This is a genomic window from Nocardia sp. NPDC059154, from assembly GCF_042755705.1.
In the GTDB taxonomy this organism is placed as follows: domain Bacteria; phylum Actinomycetota; class Actinomycetes; order Mycobacteriales; family Mycobacteriaceae; genus Nocardia.
Map to the genome: position 1 here is coordinate 50,896 of NZ_JBHZCS010000020.1, position 15,408 is coordinate 66,303.

Genomic DNA, 15,408 nt, shown 5'->3' on the forward strand with positions numbered 1-15,408 from the left:
CAAAACCGACCTTCGATCCAGAGGGGTATCCCGACCCACCGGCATGATCGTCGAAACATGCCCCCATGTTTCGGGTTTCGACAAATTCGGTCTGGCGTGGTTGGGTGCACGGCACCTGTGCGCCGAAGCTGGCGGCCTGTGGGGCGGCGGCGGACTACTCGGCGACGAGCTGCCGCAGCAGCGGACCGTACTCCGGATGCGCCAGCGCCGAGGCGAATTGCGCGGTCAGATAGTCGGCCGGGTTGCCGGTGTCGTACCAGCGCCCGCGGATCACCTGGCCGTACACCGGATTCTCGGCGGCGAAGACATTGATGGCATCGGTCAGATACACCTCGCCGGTGCGGTGGGTGTACCAGTTGTCGACCTGCTTGCGCAGTTCGGCGATGATGCCCGGGGTGACCACGTAGCCGCCGATGGCGGCGAAGGAGGACGGGGCGTCTTCCGGCTTGGGCTTCTCCTTCAGGCCGCTGATCCGCATCAGACCCTCGCCGACCGTCTCCTCGACCACCGGGACGCCGTAGCGCTGCGACTCGGACGGATCCATCGGCATCAGCGCCAGCACCGGCGCGTTGGTCTTCTCGTAGGCGTCGATGAGCTGCTGGGCGCGCGGCACCTCGGCGACGAAGACGTCGTCGGGCCACAGCACCAGCATGGGCTCGTTGCCCAGGTGGCGGGCCGCGTTCAGCACCGGGGTGCCGTTGCCGTAGGGGCCGTGCTGGTCCAGATAGGTGATGTGGCCCTGCCGGCTCAGCTCACCGACCTCCTCGACCGCGTCTGCGAAAGCGGTCTTGCCGTCGGCGCGCAGCTGGGCGACCAGGGCGGGGTTGGGGCGGAAGTGATCCTGGATCAACGACTTTCCGCCGCTCACCACGATGGTGATGTCGGTGATGCCGGAGGCCACGAGCTCGCGGACGGTGTGTTCGATGACGGGCTTGTCACCCACCGCGAGCATTTCCTTCGGGATCGCCTTGGTCAGCGGCAGCAGGCGCGAGCCGATACCCGCTGCGGGAATCACGGCCTTGCGAATCGTCATGGACGAATCATCACACATCCGGCGGGTCGTGCCTGTCGGTAGTCGCTTGTAGATTTCCCGGTGTGAACACGTCTGCCGACCCCGCGAACCGGGACATCATGCCTGGTGGAGCCGGTTGTGCAGGGCCGGAGGGCAGGGGCGGCGGGCCGGCCGGGGCCCGCTCGGACACTCAGCAAATCGACAGCGGGTCCCGAGGTACGGGACAGCGGCGATGGGTGCTGCATATAGATATGGACGCGTTCTTCGCCTCGGTCGAGCAACTGACCCGCCCGACCCTGCGCGGACGGCCGGTGCTCGTGGGCGGCATGGGCGGGCGCGGCGTGGTGGCGGGCGCCAGCTACGAGGCGCGGGTGTTCGGAGCGCGCTCGGCCATGCCCATGCATCAGGCGCGACGGCTGGTCGGCGGGGCGGCGGTGGTGATCCCACCGCGCGGGGCGGTGTACGGCGAACTCAGCGGGCAGGTCTTCGACACCCTGCGGACCCGGATCCCGGTGCTGGAGACGCTGTCGTTCGACGAGGCGTTCGGGGAACCCGCGGAACTGTCCGGGGCCACTCCGGCGCGGGTGCTCGAATTCTGCGAGGAGCTGCGGGCGGCGGTGCGGGAGCGCACCGGCCTGGTGGCCTCGGTCGGGGCAGGCAGCGGCAAGCAGCTCGCCAAGATCGCCTCCGGGCTGGCCAAACCCGATGGGGTGCGGGTGATTCCGGCGGCCGAGCAGGACGGGTTCCTGTCCGCGCTGCCGGTACGCAAACTGTGGGGGATCGGGCCGGTGGCCGAAAGCCGGTTGCGCTCACTGGGAATCGAGACCGTGGGGGCGCTGGCGGCGCTGCCGGAGTCGGAGGCGTCCTCGATTCTCGGCGGCAGCATCGGGGTGGCGCTGCACCGGCTGGCCCGCGGCATCGACGACCGGCCGGTGGCCGAGCGCGCGGAGGCCAAGCAGATCAGCGCCGAAACCACCTATGAGACCGACATTCTCACCCTCGCCCAGCTGCGCCCGGCCATCGACGCCATGGCCGCCTCCGCCCATCGGCGGCTCACCACCGACGGCCGCGCGGCGCGCACCGTGGTGCTCAAGCTCAAGAAGACCGACATGAGCATCGTGACCCGCTCCTCCACGCTGCCCTACGCCACCGAGGATCTCGCCACCCTCACCGCCGCCGCGCAGCGGTCCGCCCTGGACCCGGCCGAGATCGGGCCGATTCGCCTGGTGGGAGTGGGTTTCGCCGGACTATCGGAGATTCGGCAGGAATCGCTGTTCCCCGAGTTGGATCAGACGGTCGACACCGATGGCGCGGTCTCCGAGGAGCCCGCCTTCGCGGTGCCCGAGGGCCCGGATCCGGTGGTGCCGCCCGCGACTCGCTCCTTCGCCGTCGGAACCTGGTACCCGGGACTCGATGTCGAACACCCCGAATTCGGGCACGGCTGGGTACAGGGCGCGGGCCACGGGGTCGTGACCATCAGGTTCGAAACCCGTTCCACGGGGCCGGGTCCTGCCCGCACGTTCCCCGCCGAGGACCCCGACCTCACCCGCGCCGACCCACTGGGCAGCCTGCGCTGAGCCGGTTCCGGCGCCATCCGGGGGTACGGGAGCCAGGCCCGTCTTCCTTACTTTTCGGGGCTATCGGGGCTATCGGGGCTATCAGGGCTTGTCCCACCGCTGTGGCCCGAATGCGTGAATTATGAGGATTCAGCCTGAAAATGCCGCGCCGTGCGTCGCGAAGGCGGCTTCTGAGACGCCGCGTTGGTAGTGTCGCGTGTCGTGCAGCGCCGCCGGTCGGGTGTAGCTGGCACGTTGTCGAACGGACCTACTCGAACGCAAAGGACGAGCAGTTGAAGCTTCAGAAGACTGGACGCATCGCGGTCGCGGCACTGGCTGTCGTGACCGTACTCGGGCTGTCGGCGTGTGGGAGCGGTGACAAGAAGGAGAGCAAGCCCGCCAAGGTCACCACCTCCAAGACCACCGCGGCGCAGACGAACTACCCGCCGGCCCCGACCGCGGCGGACCTGAACACCGAACTGCAGAAGGCGCTCGACCCGAGCATCCCCGACTCGGAGAAGCTCGACATGTTGCAGGGCGTCTCGGCCGACCCGAGCCTGCCCACCCGGCTGGCGGAGGCCTACAAGCAGAACAACGCCACCATCACCGTCACCAACGTGACCGACCTCGGCAACGGCACCATCACCGCCGACGCCCAGGTCGCGATCAACGGCGGCGCGCCGCAGCAGGCCGTCGTGCCCTTCGTGGCCGAGGACGGCAAGTGGAAGGTCCAGAAGGAATGGATCTGCAACGCACTCTCGCTGGCCAACCAGACCTCCCCGGCCTGCAGCTAGTCCCGTGTGACCGGTCCGGCATCGAACGGCGGATGCCGGACCGGGTTTTGCCTGTCCCACACGGAGTTTCGTCAAGAAGACGGCGAAACCTGTCAGGGCGGCGTTAATTCGGGGTCGCCGGCCTGTTGCGCGGCCCGCACCCGTTGCCATCGTTGATCTTCCGTCCATCGGCGAAAGGGCAACAGTGGCAAAGAAAGTCGGCGTTACTCCTGGTCGATTGCGCAGTGCCGCAGGGCAGATGCAGGATCTCGAAAGCCGCGTCAACGGCATTCTCGCCACCCTGGAACAGGCGCTGTCCGCCAAGGGCGCGGCCTGGGGCGACGACAGCTACGGCAGCACCTTCGCCGACGGCGGACAAGGGTACGCCGCGGCCCACGCCAATCTGCGGGACGGACTCCGCAATATGGCAACGACCCTGGGGTCGTACGCGTCCGGGCAGAACGAGGCTGCGGACACTCTCGAGCGGATGGACCACGGCAACGCTGGCCACTACCGGTAGACCGGCCGCCATTGTCCATCGATATTCCGGGCGAACTGCAGTGGCTGGGCTGGGTCGCTGATCACGCGCACCGCCGTGCGGCTGCTGGGCGAGCGCGCGGTCTCCGCCATCGCCCGCTACGCGGAGAAACTGGGCGTCGCCGCACTGGCCCGCTTCCTCGCGAAACATGTCGTCATCAGCACCGTTCTGGGCGCTGGTCAGGACGTCGCCATCCAGGGCCTCCAGATCGCCGAGGGCCACCGCAAGGGCATGGATTGGGAACGGGTCGGCATGACCGCCTTCACGGCGGCTGCCGCGGGCGCGGCCGGCGGACCCGCCGGTGAGATCTTCGGCAAGGCCGCCACCCGACTTCCGTTCGCGGGCAGTCCCTTCGGCAATGCGGTTCGCGGCGCTCTCGTCGGCACCGGCGCGGGCATCGCCGGAGCCTTCGCCTCGTGGGGCGTGGGCGGCCTCCCCACCCTCATCACCAGGGGCACCACGGACGGGTGGACCTGGGACCCCCGGCTGCTCACCAGCGCCACCTCCTATGGCGTCCTGACCGGCGGCACCAAGGGCTTCCTCCTGCCCACCGGTGGCGGCGTCCACCCGGGTTCCTTCGAGGCACCCTCCAGCGCGCGCATGAACATGCCTACCGGGGGCGACGGCAGCGCCCCGGCCCCCCATCCGGAACCGGCGGCGGCCTCCCACCCGACGGCCACGCCCGATCCGTCGGGCGCGCCCGCGGGGACCCCGCACCCCCAATCCACGGCCGCGGGCCTGTCCACCGGCGACCCCGGCCCGCAAACCCACACCTCCGCAACCAGTTCCACCACGGAATCGCCCCGACCCCTCACCAATCTTTTCGGCGACCCCGGCACCCGCACCGAACCCTCGTCCGCTCCGGACGCGGGTACGCGCGGAACCAGTTCGCCTGCCACCGAGCCGGGTTCGCGCGGCGGCACCCCGTCCGCCTCGGAGTCCGGCGCTCGCGGGACCACGCCCAGCCGCGAGTCCGGCCCGCGCACCGGCAATTCACCTGCGGCCGAGTCCAATTCGCGTCCTGGCGGTTCGGCTGCGCCCGAGCCCAACTCGCGTGCAGCAACCCGGGCGGGCACCGATCCCGCCAACCCGTCGCGCCCGGCAACCGGCGGGCCTGCCGCCGAGTCGCACACGGGTGCGCCGGCCCGTGGCGACGGCTCCGCACCGGTCCCGGCCCGGTCCGAACCGGTGGCCGTGCACGAATCCGGGACCGAGCCGAAGGGCGGGTCCGCAACGGAAACCCGGCCCGAGTCCGGCGGCACGGGCGGGCCGGAACCGCGCCCGCACGAACGGGAACCGGTCTCGGGCGGCGAGCCCGAGCCGCACCCGCAATCCAGTCGTGGACCGGAGTCGACGCCGGAGTCTGGGGAGAAAGCAGGCCCGGAGCCGCAGTCCGAGCGGCCGCGCACGGCCGCCGAAGCGCTGGATTCGGCTCGCGCACTGCTGCGTTCGCTGGGCATCGATCCGGAAGGAATGAGCCCGGAGCACATGGGCCGGGCCGGTATGGACGCGGTCATGCGCCGCACGGCCGAGCTGTCGGATGCGCAGGCCCGCCTCGACGAGGCGAACCTGCGCCCGGACAAGTACTTCGAGGAGCGCGAAGGCATCCAGCAGCGCATGCGCGATCTGGGAGACATCCGCAGGCAACTACGCGCCGACCTCGACGACTACCGTCGAGCCGGCCAGGCCGAAAACCCTGCCACCCCAGCCCGTCCCGCTCCGGATCCCCGCTTGGCGTGGCGTCTGCCTGCTGAAGGCGACGGTTCAGCCCCAGCGCCGAGCAATCCTGCGCCGGGACAGGATCCGAGACTGACATGGAGGTTGCCTGAGGAGGGTGAAGGCTCGACGCCGGAGCCGCAGCGGCAAAGGCCGGTTGAGGACCCCAGGTTGACTTGGCGTTTGCCGGTGGAGGGCGAGGGCTCGGCTCTGGAGTCGGGCGGTCCTGTGCGGGGTCAGGATCCGAGACTGACATGGAGGTTGCCTGAGGAAGGAGCGGGTTCGACGCCGGAGTCGGGCGCTCGTGCCCCGGGGCAGGATCCGCGGTTGACGTGGCGGCTGCCTCCGGGAAGTGAGCATCCGACGGTTGAGTTGCCGCGGCCGCCTCACGATGACGATGTGCCGGATACGACGTCGCTGATTCCTTATACGCCGCGGTACTTCTCGATTCCGCCGATTCCGGAGTACACCGCGCCCGCGCCTCCGCCCGAGAGCGTGTGGGAACCCGAGCAACCGCCGAAGCCGGCCCCGCCGCCGCGCCCCGGGCCCGAGCCGAAGCCAGTGCATCCCCACCCACCGAAGCCGATCCCGCCGCACCCGCCGCGTGGGCCGGGACACGGCCACTGGCCGGGACAAGAGCATGGCCACGGACCTGGACATGGCGACCGGCCGGGGAACAGCGGTCATGGACACAACTCCGGCCAGGGGCAAGGGCACGGATAGGACCCTGGCCATGGCAAGGGCCGCGGTCATCGCACAGTCATGAGCCGGGGCAAGGACATCGAAATGACCATAGGCCGGGGAACGGCGGTTATGGACATGATCCCGGCCATGGGCCAGGGCACGATGTTGGCCGAGGCTATGGCCCCGATCATGGCAGTGGCGCAGCGCACGGTCATGAGCAAGGGCCGGGGTCAGGAAGTGGGTCGGAGCGCAGTCATAGGTCGGGCCCTGGTCCTGGTCAATAGGCCCGAGAGCCGAGCGGGAGGTCACAATCCCGCTCCTGGGCCTCGGCCTGGGCCCCGGGCGCCGGACTGTGTCTCGGCTCCGGGGGCCGGACTGTGCCTCGGATGCGGGCTATGCCTCGGCTCCGGCCCGTCCGGGGGCCTCAGCTCTGTTCTGGTGGCAGGCAGCGGCTCGGTGTGGATCCTGAGGTGGTCGTGCCGGGACTGCGGGCGGGGCGGTAGCTCGGTCTGGATCGGGCCCGGAATTGTGAGGTGGCACACAGCAAGTGGTGCGGGAGCATGGATATTCGACCGGGTGGGGTGGTGTCCCGGGGGTTTGCGGGGTCGATCGTGGAGAGGGGCGAGCGAGGGAAGATGAGTTCCGCTTAGGATCGGCGGTCGTGACCGACGTGTTGGAGAAGGCGGGGCAGGACGCCGCCGGGAGTGCTGGTGCTGAACCCGAGAGAAGGATTCGAGGGGGCTGGGCTCGGCCGACCGCTCTGATCGCCGGTGTGATCGCGGTGCTGGCGGCGCTGGCGGTGCCCTTCCTGCCGGTCCGGGTGGACCACACGACTTTGACTTGGCCGCAGGGGAATTCGGCGCAGAGCATCGAGGCTCCGCTGGTGACCTACGCGCCGTTGAACTTCGACGTCACCATTCCCTGTTCGGCTGTGACGCAGCTGGGTTCGAAGGGCGGCACGCTCGCCGCTACCGCGCCCAATGGTGCGCCGGACCTCGAGAAGTACGGCTTCGTGGCCCGGGTCACAGCGGCATCCACCACCGATGGTGTGACCACGCCGGGCAAACTGGAAGCGATCCTGCATCACAAGACGCTGGTGAGCGTGCCCGTCGACCAGCTCGGCGCGGGTTGCGCGCTCACCGTGCACTCGGATTTCACCTCCTCCACCGCGACCCTGAGCGGATCCACGGCCGCCCCGGTCACCCTGAACGGTGACTACCGGCCGCAGCTGGTCGGCATCTTCAGCGACCTGACCGTCTCCGACGGCGCCAAGGTCAGCGCGCAGGTGGACAGCCGCTTCACCTCGACGCCGAGCACGATCAAGCGGATCGCCATCTGGACCGCCATCCTCGGCACCCTCATCGCCCTGTTCGCGCTGTTCCGCCTGGACCGCCTCGACGGCCGTCGCGCGCGCCGCTTCCTGCCGCAGCACTGGTGGACCTTCAAGCCCGTCGACGCCGTGGTGCTGGGCACCCTGATCCTCTGGCATTTCATCGGCGCGACCACCTCCGACGACGGCTACCAGTACGGCATGGGCCGGGCCTCGATCCACGCCGGGTACATGGCCAACTACTTCGGCTACTTCGGTGTCCCCGAAACCCCGGTCGGCACTCCGTATTACGACCTCATCGGCCACATGGCGCAGGTCAGCCCGGCCAGCGTGTGGATGCGCCTGCCCGCCCTGCTGGCCGGCATCGTGATCTGGCTGGTGCTCAGCCGCGAGGTGATTCCCCGCCTGGGCGCGCGGATCCGCCGCGACAACGTCGCGGTGTGGACCGGTGCGCTGGGTTTCCTCGCCGTCTGGCTGCCGTACAACAACGGCCTGCGCCCGGAACCGCTGGTGGCACTGGGGGTCCTGCTCACCTGGGTCTCGGTGGAGCGGGCGATCGCGACGGGCCGGCTGCTGCCCTACGGCGTGGCCATCATGATCGGCGCGTTCACCTGCACCGTCGGCCCGTCCGGCATCATCTGTTTCGCGCCGCTGCTGGCCGGTATCCGGCCGGCCTGGCGGATCCTCAACAAGCACGCGACCGTGCTCGGCAAGCCGACCGCCCCCGGCGCGAGCGCCTTCACGATCCTGAAGGCCCGCTTCGGCGCGTACCTCACCCTCGCCGCTCCGCTGGCGGCGGCCGGTGCGGTGGTGCTGGCGATCATGTTCTGCGATCAGCCGCTGTCGTCGATGTTCGAGATGAGCCGGGTGCACACCGCGGTCGGCCCGGATGTGCACTGGGACGGCGAATACATTCGCTACCAATACCTTTTCATGCCCACCATCGATGGTTCGCTGGCGCGGCGCTTCGGCATGTTCGCGTTCTGGATCGGCCTGCTGGTGTGCGCGTTCGTGTTGCTGCGCAAGGGCGGCCGGATCCCGTTCACCGCGCCGGGCCCGGTACGACGGGTGCTCGGCACCGGTGTGGGCGTCATCGCGCTGATGATGTTCACCCCCACCAAGTGGACCCACCACAACGGCATCTACGCCGGATTGGCCGGAGTCATCGCGGTTTTGACCGCGGTGGCGGTCGGTCCGCGGGTGATGCGTTCCCCGCGTAACCGCGCGCTGTTCGCTGCGGTGATCGCGTTCGCGCTCGCGGTCGCGTTCTCCAGCATCAACGGCTGGTGGTACGTCTCGAACTGGAATGTGCCCTGGCACGACAAGTCGGTGGTGCTGGCCGGGATCGAGGTCGACAAGATCTTCCTGGCGCTCACGGTGGCGCTGCTCGCCCTGGCCGGCTGGTTCCATGTGCGCGCGCCGGAACAGCCCGGCCCGCACCGGATCTCGAAGCTGGGCTGGCGCTTCGTGGCGATTCCGCCGCTGACCGTGGCGGCCGCGTTCATGGTGCTGTTCGAGGTGGGCTCGCTCGCCAAGGGCGCGGTCGCGCAGTACCCCGCCTACTCGCTGGCGCGCTCGAATGTGGATGCGGTGCTGGGCAAGCCGTGCGGCCTGGCCCGCGACGTGCTGGTCGAGACGGACCCGAACCAGGGCATGCTGAAGCCGCTCAACGGCGATGCGCTCAGCACCTTCACCGCAGACGCGGTCGGCTTCTCGCCCAAGGGCGTGTCCACCGATCTACGCCCCGACGATGACGTCGATACCGGCGGCAGCGTCTCCAGTGCGGTCAGCAACCGCGGCAGCACTACCGTGGACGGAACAACCACCGCGCCACTGCCTTTCGGGCTCGCCTCCGATACCCCGGTGCTGGGCAGTTACAACAGCTCCGAGGCGGTCTCCACCCTGACCACCGGCTGGTACGCCCTGCCCGGGCAGCAGGATCGCTCCGGCATCATCGCGATGACGGCCGCCGGGCGGATCCGCTCGGTGAGCAAGGACGGCATCGTGACGCCGGGCCAATCGGTCGAGATCGAGTACGGTATGCCGGGCGCTGACGGTTCGGTCGAACCGCAGGGCCGCGTCACGCCCATCGATATCGGCCCCGCGCCGACGTGGCGCAATCTGCGGGTGCCGCTGAGCGATATTCCGGCCCAGGCCACCGCGATTCGCGTACTCGCCGAGGATCGTGACAGCGACCCCAAGCAGTGGGTGGCGCTCACCCCGCCGCGCGTCCCGCAGACGGTGACGCTGGAGGACTACGTCGGCCGGGACAAGCCGGTGCTGCTGGATTGGGAAGTGGGCCTGCAGTTCCCGTGCCAGCGGCCGTTCGATCACCTCGACGGTATCGCCGAGGTGCCCGACTACCGCATCATGCCGGACCGCGGGGGCGCGGCCATGACCACGCTGTGGCAGAGCCATGACGGCGGCGGCGCCCTGGGCTGGAGCTCGATGCTGCTGCGCCCGGTCACCCTGGCGACCTACCTCGACCACGACCCGCGCATGGATTGGGGTGAGCTGCAGCGGCTCGAGCGGATCGACGGTTCCGCACAGACCGCCAAGCCCGTGGTGACCACGGACCCGCACAGCGGTCTCTGGAATCCCGGCCCGATCAATGTGACCGGCTGGCAGTGATCACCGTGGCCGGGCGGCAATAGCCGCCCGGCCGGCGACCGCGATCCGCACCCGTTTCCGCGCGGAAACGGGTGCGGAGGCGTTTTCAGACCGTGCTACCGGACCGCATGCCGGGCCTCAGCCCTGCATGTCGGCCATACGCTTGGCCATCTCCTCCGGCTCGACGTCCTCGACGTGCAGGGCGAGGGTCCAGCGGTGACCCCACGGATCCTCGATGCCCGAGGTGCGGTCACCGTAGAACTGGTCGGCGGGCGGCTGTAGCTCCTGCGCCCCGCCCGACAGGGCCGCGGCGTGGGCGGCGTCGACATCGTCGACATAGACGTACAGATTGACCGGCGTGCCGCCGACCGCCTTGGGATCCAGGAACCCCATGGACGGCGCCGGGTCGCCGAGCATGATCACCGAAGTGCCGAACTGCATTTCGCAGTGCGCGACCGTGCCGTCGGGCCCGGGCATGCGGAAACGTTCGTCGGCGCCGAAAACACGTTTGTAGAAGTCGATCGCCTGAGCGGCGCCATTGCAGGCGAGCGAGGGGCAGACGGTCGGGTAGCCCTCGGGAATGGGTTTGACATCGGACATCGAAAACCTCCGTTCGAGGTTGTTGCCGGACGCGTCGAGCTTATGCCCCGGTGCCGACAAGAATTACTCGAATTTCCGAATGATCACCCGAATTGCCGCATATGCGGGAAAAGTTCCGTGACTACGGACCCGCAGCCCCCTGCAGCTTGCGCACCTGCGCTGCGGTCATGGCGCTGAGCTGCTGTGGATCGGGTTCCTTCGCATCCGAGTAGGCGATCTGCACCACCGTCGAACCGACCAGCGTGATGCTCACATCGGTGTACAACGTGAGCCCGTCGCTGGTGGTGCGCACCTGGAATGCGGTCGAGCCGTCACCGGCCTGCGGCTGATTCAAACCGCCCAGCCGGAATTCGACTTTCGTATTGTCGGCATCCTTACCGGAGTACCTGGTACAGCCCGGCAGAATGGACTGGACGGTGGAAAAAGCCTGCGCCGCTCCGCCATTCGCATACGACGCCGCATCGATATCCACACTGGCGAAATTCGGCCCGCCGAACTGGGCCGCGGCCTGCGCCGCCGACCCGGGAGCCTGAACGGCCATGGCTGCCAGCACATTCGCGCACGGCGCCGGATCGGTCTTGGCGCCCGCCCCACCGGAACTCCCCGGCGGCGGATCGTCGAGCGCGGTGAACCCCGCGGGCATCACCGACACGTCCAGCAGCTCCGAACGCAGCGTGAACTGGTCGAGAACCGGTGCGCCCCCGGGCGTTCCGGACGGTTGCACGGCCGGCCCCAGACTCGGCAGTGTGGGCGCGGAATCCTTGTGGCTGCCGCAGGCGGTGGCGGCCAGCGCCAGGACCCCCGCCAGCAGCGCGAGCCGCGTCAGGCGCCCCACTGCACCTCCGTGCGCAGGGTCTGCCGCAGCGTCACCGAGCTGCGCGGGTCGCGGTAGGTCTGGTTGCCGCCCACCTCGACCGAACCGGAAACCGGAAGCGGCAGACCGAGATCCACTGCGATGGTGCCGGTGCCGTGCATGAGGTAGTCGACGATCTCCAGCTGGCCCGCCTCGTTGGGCAGATGCCACACAGTGGATTTCGGCGTCTGCACCACATTCAGTTCGATGGTGAGCTGGTTGCCGTCCCGGGAGGTGAGGGTGCAGGTGGTCACCTGCTCCAGCGGCACGCTGCCGGAAACCTGTTGCCGCACCGTCCACACCGCGCCCACGCCGACGGCGTCGGGCGGGAATGCGATGGACTGGTACACGGCCTGATAGAACGCCTGCTCCAGTGCGGCCCGCGCGGAGTCGGAGGTGGCGGGCTTGGGCGCCAGCTTGAGCGCGGTGATCGCCCCCAGGTCACTGACGTCGAAGCCGACGTGGGAACCGTCCGCGGGCAGCAGCGCCTTGGCCAGGGTCGGGTCGGGGGAGGTGACATTGCCGACGGTCAGTTCCACCCCGTCGGTGCCGGACTGCGCGGTGAGCGGAATGGTCATCGCGGGCGGGGAGATGTCGCGCAGCGCCTGCTGATTGATCTGCTGCTCGATGTGATGTTCGGTACTCAGCGTGACCTGCTGGGTGGCGCCCGTCTCGAGGGTGCGGCGCAGCGGCGAGCGGGGCTCGGCGCCCGGCTCGACGACGGTGGCGGTCACGGCCTCGATGGGCATGGTGACCTCTTTGTTGATGCCCACCGGTTCGGTGCCGTCGGCCTCGGCCGTGGTCTCCGTACGATCGCTGCAGCCGACGCCGAAGGCGGTCAGGGTCACCGCGAGAACCAGGAGCAGGACTCCCGAGCGCGTGGTGCGCGTGCCCGCGCCTCGCCGCGGCGGGCGCGGGGTGCCGGAGCAGCGTGCGGTGGCTTTCGCCGAGCTGGGGGAGGAAGACAACACCGTCACGTCGAACAGGTTACGGCGCGTTCCTGAAAAACAGCTGGGATCCTGTGGGGCCGTGGTTTCGGGGTGTTCAGAGGCGCCCGGCATGAATAGGGAATGATGTCAGGGTGAGTACCGATCGGCCGCGCGAATCCGGCGCAGAGGAACCAGACACATCGCCAGGGGAGATCAGCCCCGCGGCCGATGCCGGGACTTCCCCCGCGCAGCCGTTGCGTCTGCCGGTGCTCCTGCTCATCGCGGTGGTGCTGCTGGGCCTGGATCTGCTGACCAAGACCATCGTGGTCGCGACCATGACGCCCGGTAAGCCGATCTATCTCATCGGCGACAGCGTGCGCCTGACCCTGGTCCGCAATCCGGGCGCCGCGTTCTCCATGGCCACCGGCATGACCTGGCTGCTGACCCTGGTCGCCGCGGCCGTGGTGATCGGTGTCATACGCATCGGCCGGACCCTGCGCTCGCTGCCGTGGGCCATCGGCCTGGGCATGGTGCTGGGCGGCGCGCTCGGCAATCTCATCGACCGTCTGTTCCGCGCGCCCGGCCCGCTGCAGGGTCATGTGGTGGATTTCGTGGCGGTCGGCTGGTGGCCGGTGTTCAATGTGGCCGATTCGTCGATCGTGTGCGGGGCCATTCTGCTGGTGGCGCTGACGGTGTTCGGGTTCGAACCCGACGGCACTCGCATGCATCGGCAGCAGGCGGCGTCGAGCGCGGAGGGGAAGGCAGCATGAGGGAGACCCGCAGCATGCCGGTGCCCGACGGGCTGGACGGTATGAGAGTCGATGCCGGGCTGTCGCGCCTGCTCGGGCTGTCTCGCACCGCGGTGGCCTCGATGGCCGAGGACGGCGGCGTCCAGCTGGACGGCATCTCGGCCGGCAAGTCGGACCGGCTGACCGCCGGGGCCTGGCTGGAGGTCGAATTCCCGGAGCCCAAGCGGGAACTCACGGTGGAGGCGACCCCGGTGGAGGGGATGAAGATCCTCTACGCCGATGACGACATCGTGGCCGTCGACAAGCCCGTTGGGGTGGCGGCGCACACGGGTGTCGGCTGGAGCGGCCCCACCGTGGTGGGCGGCCTGGCGGCCATGGGCTACCGCATCTCGACCTCGGGAGCCCATGAGCGGCAGGGCATCGTGCACCGGCTGGATGTCGGCACCTCGGGTGTGATGGTGGTCGCACAGTCCGAGCACGCCTACACCCAGCTCAAGCGGGCGTTCAAGTACCGGACCGTGGAGAAGCGGTATCACGCGCTGGTGCAGGGTCATCCGGATCCGAGCAGCGGTACCATCGACGCGCCCATCGGACGCGCGCGTGGCAACGACTGGAAGTTCGCGGTCACCGCGGACGGCCGCCCGTCGATCACCCATTACGACACCGTCGAGGCCTTCCAGTCGGCGAGCCTGCTCGACATCCACCTGGAAACCGGTCGCACCCACCAGATTCGCGTGCACTTCTCGGCGGTGCGGCATCCCTGCTGCGGCGACCTCACCTACGGCGCGGACCCGCGTCTGGCCGAGCGGCTGGGGCTGGAACGGCAGTGGCTGCACGCCCGCCAGCTGGGCTTCAACCATCCCGCCGACGGCCGCTGGATCGAGATCACCAGCGAGTACCCCGCCGATCTGGAACACGCCCTCGACGTCCTGCGCGCGCACTGATCCGGGGTCTCGAGTGGATGCGCTGACGCCGCGCCGCGCCGGGATCGGTGCGGCCGCAGTGCTTTTCGCGATCCTGATCGTGGTGCTGGGGTGGGCGATCCCGCCCCGGTCAGCGATCATCTCCACCGACCGGCTGGGGCCGGAGAGCGGTGAGCCGGTGACGCACTACCTGGAGCGGGCCCAGAAGTCGTTGCAGGGCACCGACTCCGACGGGCACTGGGCGTTGCTGTCGTTCACCGAGGGTGTCACCGCCGACCGCATCCCGGAATTCAGTGGCGGCCTGCGGATCTCGGAGATCGACTATCACGTGGCCGTCGACCGCGTGGCGACGCCGATCATCTCGATCGGTGTCCCCGCGGGCGATGCCGTGGCCGTGGCGTCGGTGAAATCCGCTGCCGCCCAGATGGAGTCGACGCCCACCTACGACGACCGCTCCACCCGGGTGAAGAACCTCGTGGCGAGCCGCTTGGGTGCCGACTGCCCGTGCGTCGTCGCCATCGTTCTGCACGGCACGCCGGCGCAACTCCGCACGCTGGCCGCGCACCCGGGAGTTCGCGCCGTCGAGGCACTCCCCGCCGACGCATCCGCCGCCGTCTTCGCGGTATCCCCGCTCCTGCCCGAACAACTCGAATCCGCCAGTCCGCCCCTCGACGACGGGCCGGTCCCCGGCAACTGACCTACGCCAGCGCCCGGTCCTCGATGACCAGCCCAGGCCGAGGAGCTCCGCTCGGATCTTCTCGAGGCGGGCGGAGGGGGCATCCGACGCCATGATCGGCGCGCGGTGAGTTGTCGCAAAGGGCGGTGACATCCGGCTGCTCGTGACGGGGCGTACCTAGCGGCGACCCAGGAACGCGCCGGCGCATTCGGCGAAACAGCCACCCCGCCGACGATTTTTCTCCGCGCTGCTCACCGAGCGCGGCGACCGGGTAATGCAGGTTGGCACCTACAGCTTGCTGCTGGCAGATGTGGCTCATTCCGCGGAGCGCGTCGACGTGCATCCGGTCGTCAGCGGCCTGATCGGACCCGGTGCCGAGGGTGAGTCGACCGGTGATCCCAACATTACATAACTCGATTTGAAGAACTTTGTGTCACAATCTGTTTCGTGTCTTGTTTG

At 69.2% G+C, this 15,408-nt stretch carries 12 protein-coding genes; 8 read left to right on the forward strand and 4 right to left on the reverse strand.

Going from position 1 to position 15,408, the window contains the following annotated elements; all coding sequences use genetic code 11:
* Positions 1–154: 154 nt before the first annotated feature.
* Positions 155–1,033 (reverse strand): UTP--glucose-1-phosphate uridylyltransferase, encoded by an 879-nt coding sequence (locus tag ACFXN1_RS18920; RefSeq protein WP_354842978.1) that lies wholly within the window; start codon positions 1,031–1,033, stop codon positions 155–157.
* Positions 1,034–1,263: 230 nt separating this feature from the next.
* On the opposite strand from ACFXN1_RS18920, the gene ACFXN1_RS18925 reads away from it, so the two are divergent.
* The 5 genes from ACFXN1_RS18925 to ACFXN1_RS18945 all read left to right on the forward strand — a co-directional run bounded on the left by ACFXN1_RS18925 (position 1,264) and on the right by ACFXN1_RS18945 (position 10,240).
* Entirely contained in the window at positions 1,264–2,589 is a 1,326-nt protein-coding gene (locus ACFXN1_RS18925) for a DNA polymerase IV (RefSeq protein WP_379439970.1), read from the forward strand.
* A 272-nt stretch (positions 2,590–2,861) separates the two neighbouring features.
* Positions 2,862–3,362 carry a hypothetical protein gene (locus ACFXN1_RS18930; protein ID WP_379388871.1) on the forward strand — a complete coding sequence of 167 codons (501 nt, stop codon included), beginning with the start codon at positions 2,862–2,864 and terminating at the stop codon, positions 3,360–3,362.
* 184 nt (positions 3,363–3,546) lie between these two features.
* Complete coding sequence (locus tag ACFXN1_RS18935; protein WP_379439972.1) at positions 3,547–3,861, forward strand: WXG100 family type VII secretion target; 315 nt, start codon at positions 3,547–3,549, stop codon at positions 3,859–3,861.
* Positions 3,862–3,936: 75 nt separating this feature from the next.
* Positions 3,937–6,318, forward strand: a complete 2,382-nt coding sequence (locus ACFXN1_RS18940) for a hypothetical protein (RefSeq protein ID WP_379439974.1) — start codon at positions 3,937–3,939, stop codon at positions 6,316–6,318.
* 622 nt (positions 6,319–6,940) lie between these two features.
* A complete protein-coding gene (locus ACFXN1_RS18945; protein ID WP_379439976.1) occupies positions 6,941–10,240 on the forward strand; it encodes an arabinosyltransferase domain-containing protein in 3,300 nt (1,099 codons plus the stop codon).
* Positions 10,241–10,357: 117 nt separating this feature from the next.
* Here ACFXN1_RS18945 and ACFXN1_RS18950 read toward each other — a convergent pair whose 3' ends face one another.
* The 3 genes from ACFXN1_RS18950 to ACFXN1_RS18960 all read right to left on the reverse strand — a co-directional run bounded on the left by ACFXN1_RS18950 (position 10,358) and on the right by ACFXN1_RS18960 (position 12,538).
* Positions 10,358–10,819: a VOC family protein gene (locus ACFXN1_RS18950; protein ID WP_379401668.1), complete on the reverse strand. Its 462-nt coding sequence runs from the start codon at positions 10,817–10,819 to the stop codon at positions 10,358–10,360.
* A gap of 121 nt (positions 10,820–10,940) precedes the next feature.
* On the reverse strand, positions 10,941–11,654 hold the full coding sequence (locus ACFXN1_RS18955; RefSeq protein WP_379439978.1) for a hypothetical protein: 714 nt from the start codon (positions 11,652–11,654) through the stop codon (positions 10,941–10,943).
* Positions 11,642–12,538, reverse strand: coding sequence for a hypothetical protein (locus ACFXN1_RS18960; RefSeq protein ID WP_379440037.1), 897 nt, complete (start codon positions 12,536–12,538; stop codon positions 11,642–11,644). The genes ACFXN1_RS18955 and ACFXN1_RS18960 overlap by 13 nt, the downstream gene beginning before the upstream one ends.
* A 215-nt stretch (positions 12,539–12,753) precedes the next feature.
* Here ACFXN1_RS18960 and lspA point away from each other — a divergent pair, with 215 nt between their 5' ends.
* The 3 genes from lspA to ACFXN1_RS18975 are packed head-to-tail and all read left to right on the forward strand — an operon-like array spanning position 12,754 to position 14,970.
* Positions 12,754–13,371: a signal peptidase II gene (gene lspA / locus ACFXN1_RS18965; RefSeq protein WP_379388877.1), complete on the forward strand. Its 618-nt coding sequence runs from the start codon at positions 12,754–12,756 to the stop codon at positions 13,369–13,371.
* Positions 13,368–14,294, forward strand: a complete 927-nt coding sequence (locus ACFXN1_RS18970) for an RluA family pseudouridine synthase (protein ID WP_379439979.1) — start codon at positions 13,368–13,370, stop codon at positions 14,292–14,294. The genes lspA and ACFXN1_RS18970 overlap by 4 nt, the downstream gene beginning before the upstream one ends.
* 13 nt (positions 14,295–14,307) lie before the next feature.
* Positions 14,308–14,970, forward strand: a complete 663-nt coding sequence (locus ACFXN1_RS18975; RefSeq protein ID WP_379439981.1) for a hypothetical protein — start codon at positions 14,308–14,310, stop codon at positions 14,968–14,970.
* Positions 14,971–15,408: the final 438 nt, after the last annotated feature.

What these genes read in the sequence shown, in the direction of transcription:
- ACFXN1_RS18970 (WP_379439979.1), top strand. Translation starts at nt 13,368, where the DNA reads ATGAGGGAGACCCGCAGCATGCCGGTGCCCGACGGGCTGGACGGTATG.
- ACFXN1_RS18920 (WP_354842978.1), bottom strand. Translation starts at nt 1,033, where the DNA reads ATGACGATTCGCAAGGCCGTGATTCCCGCAGCGGGTATCGGCTCGCGC.
- ACFXN1_RS18925 (WP_379439970.1), top strand. Translation starts at nt 1,264, where the DNA reads ATGGACGCGTTCTTCGCCTCGGTCGAGCAACTGACCCGCCCGACCCTG.
- ACFXN1_RS18950 (WP_379401668.1), bottom strand. Translation starts at nt 10,819, where the DNA reads ATGTCCGATGTCAAACCCATTCCCGAGGGCTACCCGACCGTCTGCCCC.